We start from the raw sequence: 7,511 nt of genomic DNA, 5'->3' as shown, positions 1-7,511 counted from the left end.
GAACTGACGGCAACCCCGAGTTCGCGACGATCATGAAGGTCATTGCAGCGCTGGGGTTGAGGCTTCATGCGTCGCTCTCTCAACCGGCCGCCAATTGAACCAAGGTACTTCAATGAACAACGCGTCACGCACTTCGGCTGAAGCCTTTGCCGCACACTGGATCAGCGCTTGGAACAGCCATGACATTGACGCGATCCTTTCCCACTACAGTGACGATGTCGCGTTCCTTTCGCCCGTCGCGGCGCAGCGTACCGGCAATGGCCGGGTCATTGGACGAGAAGCACTGCGCAGCTACTGGAGCGCAGGCCTCGCAGCACAGCCCGAACTGCAATTCGAACTCGACAAGGTGCTGATTGGCTTTCAAACCGTGACAGTCCTTTATCGGAATCATCGCCATCAATCGGTCGCAGAGACTTTTGAGTTCAGCGAAGCAGGAAAGGTCGTGAGGGCGTATGCCTGCTATGAATAAGTGGTGGTCGCTTTTCGGCCAACTGGACACCACCACGAACTTCGAGCGCCTGGAGTGAGATCCGCAGAGCGACGAGGTTGCGAGCGTCCACAGTACGGATCCAGTTCGAACCCGTCTCTGTCAGGAGCCGCTGAGACGATCGCCGTCTCAAGTCGGAGTCGGTACGGCATTGCCGAGCGCGCTTGAATCCCGCGTACTCGCATGCAGCCGAAAAACTCAACCGGATCAACCACTTGCAAACCCGCCTTGGGCAAGGAGCGGTTGAGGGGGATTCAACTGGCGGAGGGTGAGGGATTCGAACCCCCGGTAGGTTGCCCTACAACGGATTTCAAGTCCGCCGCATTCGACCGCTCTGCCAACCCTCCGGAACCGGTCTGACTATACCGCAGCGGCCGCGGCCTCAGCCCGAACGCCGCGGCGCGCGCAGCGTGGCGATCGTGAGCAAGGCCAGCACGCACAGCGCCGCGCCAACCAGGAAGGTGACCCTCGCACCGAAGGCATCCCACAGGGCGCCGGCCAGCACACTGGCCAGCAGCATGGCCGCGCCGCAGGCGAGGTTGAACAGACCGAAGGCCGTGCCGCGCAAATGCGCGGGCGCCACCTCGGCCACCATGGCCGACAGCAGTCCCTGGGTCATACCGAGGTGCACGCCCCAGAGCAGCACGCCGGCCAGCAGCACGGCGAGATGATCGGCCAGACCGAGCAGGCAATCGGCAATCACCAGCACCATCACGCCGGCTGCAAGCAGCAGACGATGGTCGACGCGATCTGCCAGGCGACCGAAGGGGAAGGCGCACACCGCATAGGCAAGGTTCATCGCCACCATCACCAGCGGCACGAGCGCGATCGTCATGCCGAGGTCCTGCGCGCGCAGCACCAGGAAGGCCTCGCTGAACCGCGCCAGCGTGAAGACCGCGCCCACCAGCGCCACCCGCCAGAAAGGCGCGCCCAACTGGGCCAGGGCCTCGCGCCGCAGGGGGTTGCCAGCCGGTGGGGCCGGAGGGCGTTCGGGCTCCTTGACACCCACGGCCAGCAGCAGCACGCAGATCAGCGCCGGGAGGCAGGCAGCCCAGAACACTGCCCGGAAATCACCCGCCCACCACAGCATCAGCGCGGTGGCCAGCAGCGGGCCGCTGAAGGCGCCGACCGTGTCGAGGGATTGCCTCAGGCCGAACGCCGCGCCCCGAATCGCCGGCGGACTGAGATCGGCCACCATCGCATCGCGCGGCGCGCCGCGGATGCCCTTGCCGACGCGGTCGATGAAGCGGGCGGCAATCACCAGACCCACCCCGCCCGCCAGCGCGAACAGCGGCTTGGCGACAGCCCCCAGGCCATAGCCGAGCAGGGCCAGGCCCTTGCGACGACCGATCCAGTCGCTCAACGCACCCGAGAAAATCTTGACCACCAGCGCGGTGGCCTCCGCCATGCCCTCGACCACCCCCACGATGAGCATGCTTGCGCCCAGCCCGCTCACCAGGAAGAGCGGCAGCAGGCTGTGGATCATCTCGGAGGAGACATCCATGAACAGGCTGACGAAGCCGAGCACCCAGACGCCGCGCGGAATCGGCGGCCGGGGCGACGCTGCCCGCTCGGTCATCGCGCTCAGTCGGCCCGCTCGATGCGGGGTGTCGTCTCGGGCATGAGCGGCGACCGGCTGCGCAGCCAGGCAAGCAGGGCATCGAGATCCTGTGCGCCACCGAGGCGCTCCCTGCCCTCGGTGAAGAGGCTGAAGCCATCACCGCCCTCCGCCAGGAAGCTGTTGACGGTGACCCGGTAGTTGCGCGCCGGCTCGATCGGCTCGCCATGCAGCCTGAGCGAGCCGGGCACCACCCGGGCGCCGGCCGGCGCGCGCGCCTCCCATCGGTACTGGAAGCCGGCGGAGGGCTGGAGGATTCGCGCCCGGTCACGGTTCACACCGGCCCACTGCTGCTCGAGCACGGCCAGCAGTTGCGCGCCGCTCAGACTCATGGTGACCAGGCTGTTGCCGAAGGGCTGCATCGCGAAGGCGTCGCCATAGCTCACAACACCCTCGGCGTTTCGCGGGCGCAGTTCCGCCCGCACCCCACCGGGGTTCATCAGCGCGATCTGCGCGCCGCCCTCGGCCGCGCCACGGGTGGCGGCGAGCTGGGCATCGGCCACCAGCCTGCCCGCGGGGCTGTCGCCACCGGGCGCGGCCGCGAGCGTTGCCGGCGCGAGCAGGCGGCCCACCTCGCGCGCGCTGCGCGGCGCGGCCAGCGCCGCATAGTGGGCTACCCGGGCGGCCACCGCGGCATCCGGGGGAACGACGGCCACTGCCCCGCGATCCGCCGCCCGGGTATCCAGGCCATTGGCCACGGGCCGGTTGATCGCCCGCACCGAACCGCGGATCACATCGCCACTGGCCGGATCGAGCAGCAGATCGACCTCGGAAAGCAACCGGCCGTAGGAGCCGCCCTGAATCACCCGAATGCCTCGGCGCACGCAGTTGTAGACCTGATGGGTGTGCCCGGAGAGCACCAGATCGACGGCAGGGTCGAGCCGGTCGATGATCTGGAAGATCTCGCCGCGCGCTTGGCTGCAATCGCCCTCGTGGCCGGGCCCGGCCTGCGCCGCGCCGCCCTCGTGCACCAGCGCGATGATCGCCTCCACGCCCTGCTCGTGCAGCGCCCTCACCTGCCGGTTGATGGCCTGCGCCTCATCCTCGAAGCGCAGCCCGCTCACCCCCGCAGGCGACACGATGGTGGGCGTGGTGCGGGTGACCGCACCCACCAGACCAACGCGAACCGGTCCGATGCGCCGGACCAGCGCCGGCGGCAACACCGCCTGGCCAGCCGCATCGACCACATTGGCACCGAGCATGGTGAAGCGCGCGCCCGGGAACCGCCCCTCGGGCCCGGCGCAGCTGTCCAGGGGCGACTCGGGCACCGGCGCCGCGCAGCCGCCGCGAATGAGCCGCATGAGCTCGGCCACGCCCTTGTCGAACTCGTGATTGCCGACCACATTGGCGTCCAGCCCGATGAGGTTCATCACCTCGATGGTCGGCTCGTCACGAAAGAGCGCCGAGGTGAGCGGACTGGCCCCCACCAGATCGCCGGTGGACAGCACCAGCGCATGCGGCACGCCGGCGCGGCGCTGCGCGATCAGGGCAGCGAGATGGGCTGCGCCCCCGGCCCGCAGCCGGCGTGGGGTGCCGTCCTGCGGATCAGGTACGTCCACCGTGCCGCTCTCGGCCGCAAGCAGATGACCGTGGAAGTCATTGAACGCAAGCAGCCTCAGCGGCACCGGCGCAGGCCGGGTCACACAACCGGCCAGACCGAGCATCAGACACAAGAGGCCCGCTGCCAGGCCCAGGATGCGCCGCGTGGGCACGGCAGGCAGAGTCAGCCGAGATCGAAGGCGGGCCAGTCCCATTGGCCGCTCATCAGGCGATCGAGCCAGTGCACGGCGATCTGTGTCTTGACATCGGTGAGGCGGCCGGCGCGCAGTTCATCCATCAGCCAGCCCAGGGTGACGATGTCGATCTCGAGGAACTCGCCCTCGTCGAGCTGGCGACCGACCTGCTCGAGATCACGAGCCAGAAAGATGTCCAGGAACTCGTCGGCGAAGCCGATGGCCGGGTGGATGCGGGTGAGCAGCGCCCACTCGCGGGCCCGGTAACCGGTCTCTTCGGTGAGTTCACGCCGCGCGGTCTGCAGCGAGGTCTCGCCCGGGTCGAGCTTGCCCGCAGGGATCTCGACGAAGGTGCTGCGCAGCGGGTAGCGGAACTGGCGCTCGACCAGCACGCGGCCATCGGGAAAGAGCGGCACGATGGCCGCAGCGCCCGGGTGAACCACATACTCGCGGCCGGAAGTGCGGCCATCGGGCATGCGAACCCGGTCACGGCGGATCTTGAGGAAGTGCCCCTCGTAGGCCACCTCGCTGGCCAGGGTGGTCTCCTCGAGGCGGCTGCTCATGCGGTTCGCCGGACTCAGCTCGCCAGCGCCTGGCGGATGGCGTTCAGACAGGCACTCATCAGCGGCGAGGGCAGCACGCCCAGCAGCAGCACCAGCGCGCCGTTCACGCCCATGGCCGCGCGGGCGGCCGCGCCGGGCGCCAGCACCGCAGTGTCTTCCGGCTCGTCGAAGTAGATGGTCTTGACGACACGCAGGTAGTAGAAGGCGCCCACCAGCGAGGCGAGCACCGCCAGCACCGCCAGCCAGATCATGCCCGCCGCCACCACCGACTGGATCACCGCCAGCTTGGCGTAGAACCCCACCGTGGGCGGAATGCCGGCCAGCGAGAACATCAGCACCAGCGCCACCAGCGCCATCCAGGGGCTGCGCCGGTTCAGGCCGCGCAGATCGGAGATCTCCTCGGCCTCGAAGCCGGCGCGCGCCATCATCTGGATCAGACCGAAGGTGCCCAGCGTGGTGAGCACATAGGTGATGATGTAGAAGAGCGATCCGCTGTAGGCCTCGGGCGCACCCTTCGGGTCTCCGCCGACCACGCCCGAGAGCAGCCCGAGCAGCACGAAGCCCACCTGCGCAATGGTGGAGTAGGCGAGCATGCGCTTGAGGTTGGTCTGGGCGATGGCCACCAGGTTGCCCACCACCAGCGAGGCCACCGAGAGCACGGTGAGCATCTGCTGCCAGTCGGCGGCCACGCCGATCAGGCCCTCGGCCAGGATGCGGAAGGCAATCGCGAAGGCCGCGAGCTTGGGCGCGCCGGCGATGAGCAGGGTGACCGCGGTGGGCGTGCCGTGATAGACGTCGGGCACCCACATGTGGAAAGGTACCGCGCCGAACTTGAAGGCCAGACCCGCCACGATGAACACCACCCCGAAGACCATCACGGTGCGGTTGGCCTGACCGGTGGCGATCGCCTTGGCGATATCGGGCAGGTCGAGGCTGCCGGTTCCGCCGTAGAGCATCGACATGCCGTAGAGCAGAAAGCCCGAGGCCAGCGCGCCCAGCACGAAGTACTTGATGGCGGCCTCGGTGGCCCGGCCGGAGTCGCGCCGCAGCGCGGCCAGCGCGTAGAGCGAGAGCGACATAAGCTCAAGCCCCATGTAGGTCACCAGCAGGTTGTTCGACGAGATCATCACCATCTGGCCGAGCAGCGAGAACAGCGCCAGGGTGTAGAACTCGCCACGGTACATCTGCCGTTCGGCGATGTAGGCGCGGGCATAGAGCAGCGTGACCGCGGTGGCCACGCAGGCGCACAGCTTGAGCAGCCGCGCGAACTCGTCGGCCACATACATGCCGTTGAAGGCGTACTCGGTGGGCGAGCCAGTCTGGGAGAGCACGGCGAAGAAAGGCGCGAAGAGCGCGATCAGGGCCAGGCGGTCGATGCCAGACACCGGAGCGCCACGGCCGCGCACCACATCGGCGATCAGCACCACACAGGCCACCAGCAGCAGCACGATCTCGGGCAGGGCCGCGAGCAGGTTGAGCTTGTCCATCGGGATCACCTGATCTTCGAGACCGAGACGTGCTTGAGCAGCGCCGTCACCGAGGCATCGGTGGCATCGGTCATCGGTCGGGGCGCAACACCCATCCAGAGCACCGCCACCGCCATCACCGCAAGCATCCAGAACTCGCGGCGGTTGACATCGTTGAGCTGGGCCACCTGCTCATTGGCCACGGCACCGAACACCACCCGCTTGTACATCCACAGGGAATAGGCTGCGCCGAGGATCAGCGTGGCGGCTGCGCCGAAGGCGATCCAGAAGTTGAACTGCACCGCGCCAAGAATCACCAGGAACTCGCCCACGAAGCCGGAGGTGGCCGGCAGACCGCAGTTGGCCATGGTGAAGAAGAGGAAGAAGGCCGCGAACATGGGCATGGTGTTGACCACGCCGCCGTAGTCGGCAATGCGCCGCGAGTGCATGCGGTCATAGAGCACGCCGATGCACAGGAACATGGCGCCGGAGATGAAGCCGTGCGAGATCATCTGCAGGATGGCGCCCTGCACCCCGAGCGGGTTGAACATGAAAAAGCCCAGGGTAACGAAGCCCATGTGCGCGATGGAGGAGTAGGCCACCAGCTTCTTCATGTCGGTCTGCACCAGCGCCACCAGGCCGATGTAGACCACCGCGATCAGCGACAGGGTGATCACGAAGCCGGCCAGCTCGTGGCTGGCATCGGGCGCGATCGGCATGGAGAACCGCAGGAAGCCGTAGGCGCCGAGCTTGAGCATGATGGCCGCCAGCACCACCGAGCCGCCGGTGGGCGCCTCAACGTGGGCATCGGGCAGCCAGGTGTGCACCGGCCACATCGGCACCTTGACCGCGAAGGCGGCCATGAAGGCGAGGAAGATCGGCACCTGCTCGGCCATGCTCAGCGGCAGGGCATGCCAGTCGGGGATCGAGAAGGAACCCGACTTGAGGTAGAGGTAGATCAGCGCGACCAGCGTGAGCAGCGAGCCGAGCAGGGTGTAGAGAAAGAACTTGAAGGCCGCGTACACCCGGTTGGGGCCGCCCCAGACACCGATGATGATGTACATCGGGATGAGGGTGGCCTCGAAGAACACGTAGAACAGCAGGCCGTCCAGGGCGCTGAACACGCCGATCATGAGCCCCGAGAGGATCAGGAACGCGGCCATGTACTGCGCGACACGGTCTTCGATCACCTCCCAGCCGGCGATGACGACGATCACCGTGATGAAGGCGGTGAGCGGCACGAACCACATCGACAGGCCGTCCACGCCCAGGTGGTAGTGGGCGCCGAAGCGCTCGATCCAGGGCAGCTTCTCGGTGAACTGGAAATCGGCGGTGCTGCCGTCGAAGCCGGCGACGATCGACAGCGTGGGCAGCAGCCCGAGCAGCGCGCCGGCGAGGGCCACACCGCGCACCACGCCGCGGCTGCGGTCGTTGCCCACCGCCAGCAGGAAGCCGCCGACCAGGATCGGGATCCAGATCGCGGCACTCAGGAAGGGGAAACCGGCACTCATGGCGAAAGAGGACTCCAGAATCGTTCAGCGCTTGATCAGGGGCACGAACCACCAGAGCAGCACCGCCACGCCGGCGATCATCACGACCGCGTAGTGATAGATGAGACCCGACTGCGCCAGGCGCACCAGCGAA

Annotated in this window: 6 protein-coding genes and 1 tRNA gene; 1 reads left to right on the top strand and 6 read right to left on the bottom strand. The window is 67.5% G+C overall.

The features are described 5' to 3' along the window. Positions 1-112 precede the first annotated feature (112 nt). Complete coding sequence (locus AC2H6A_RS16310; protein ID WP_484274772.1) at positions 113-469, top strand: YybH family protein; 357 nt, start codon at positions 113-115, stop codon at positions 467-469. Positions 470-746: 277 nt separating this feature from the next. Here AC2H6A_RS16310 and AC2H6A_RS16305 read toward each other — a convergent pair. The 6 genes from AC2H6A_RS16305 to AC2H6A_RS16280 form a co-directional block, all read right to left on the bottom strand. After that, a tRNA-Ser gene (locus tag AC2H6A_RS16305) sits at positions 747-834 on the bottom strand. A 35-nt stretch (positions 835-869) separates the two neighbouring features. Beyond that, positions 870-2,066: an MFS transporter gene (locus AC2H6A_RS16300; protein ID WP_484274771.1), complete on the bottom strand. Its 1,197-nt coding sequence runs from the start codon at positions 2,064-2,066 to the stop codon at positions 870-872. Between the two features lie 5 nt (positions 2,067-2,071). Beyond that, entirely contained in the window at positions 2,072-3,730 is a 1,659-nt protein-coding gene (locus tag AC2H6A_RS16295; protein WP_484274770.1) for a bifunctional metallophosphatase/5'-nucleotidase, read from the bottom strand. 98 nt (positions 3,731-3,828) lie between these two features. Next, positions 3,829-4,401 carry an NUDIX domain-containing protein gene (locus AC2H6A_RS16290; RefSeq protein ID WP_484274769.1) on the bottom strand — a complete coding sequence of 191 codons (573 nt, stop codon included), beginning with the start codon at positions 4,399-4,401 and terminating at the stop codon, positions 3,829-3,831. Between the two features lie 14 nt (positions 4,402-4,415). Continuing rightward, positions 4,416-5,888 carry an NADH-quinone oxidoreductase subunit NuoN gene (gene nuoN / locus AC2H6A_RS16285; protein WP_484274768.1) on the bottom strand — a complete coding sequence of 491 codons (1,473 nt, stop codon included), beginning with the start codon at positions 5,886-5,888 and terminating at the stop codon, positions 4,416-4,418. Between the two features lie 5 nt (positions 5,889-5,893). Next, positions 5,894-7,378 carry an NADH-quinone oxidoreductase subunit M gene (locus AC2H6A_RS16280; RefSeq protein ID WP_484274767.1) on the bottom strand — a complete coding sequence of 495 codons (1,485 nt, stop codon included), beginning with the start codon at positions 7,376-7,378 and terminating at the stop codon, positions 5,894-5,896. Between the last annotated feature and the right edge of the window lie 133 nt (positions 7,379-7,511).

This window comes from Quisquiliibacterium sp., from assembly GCF_982640115.1.
This window is presented reverse-complemented; position numbering and strand designations above follow the sequence as displayed.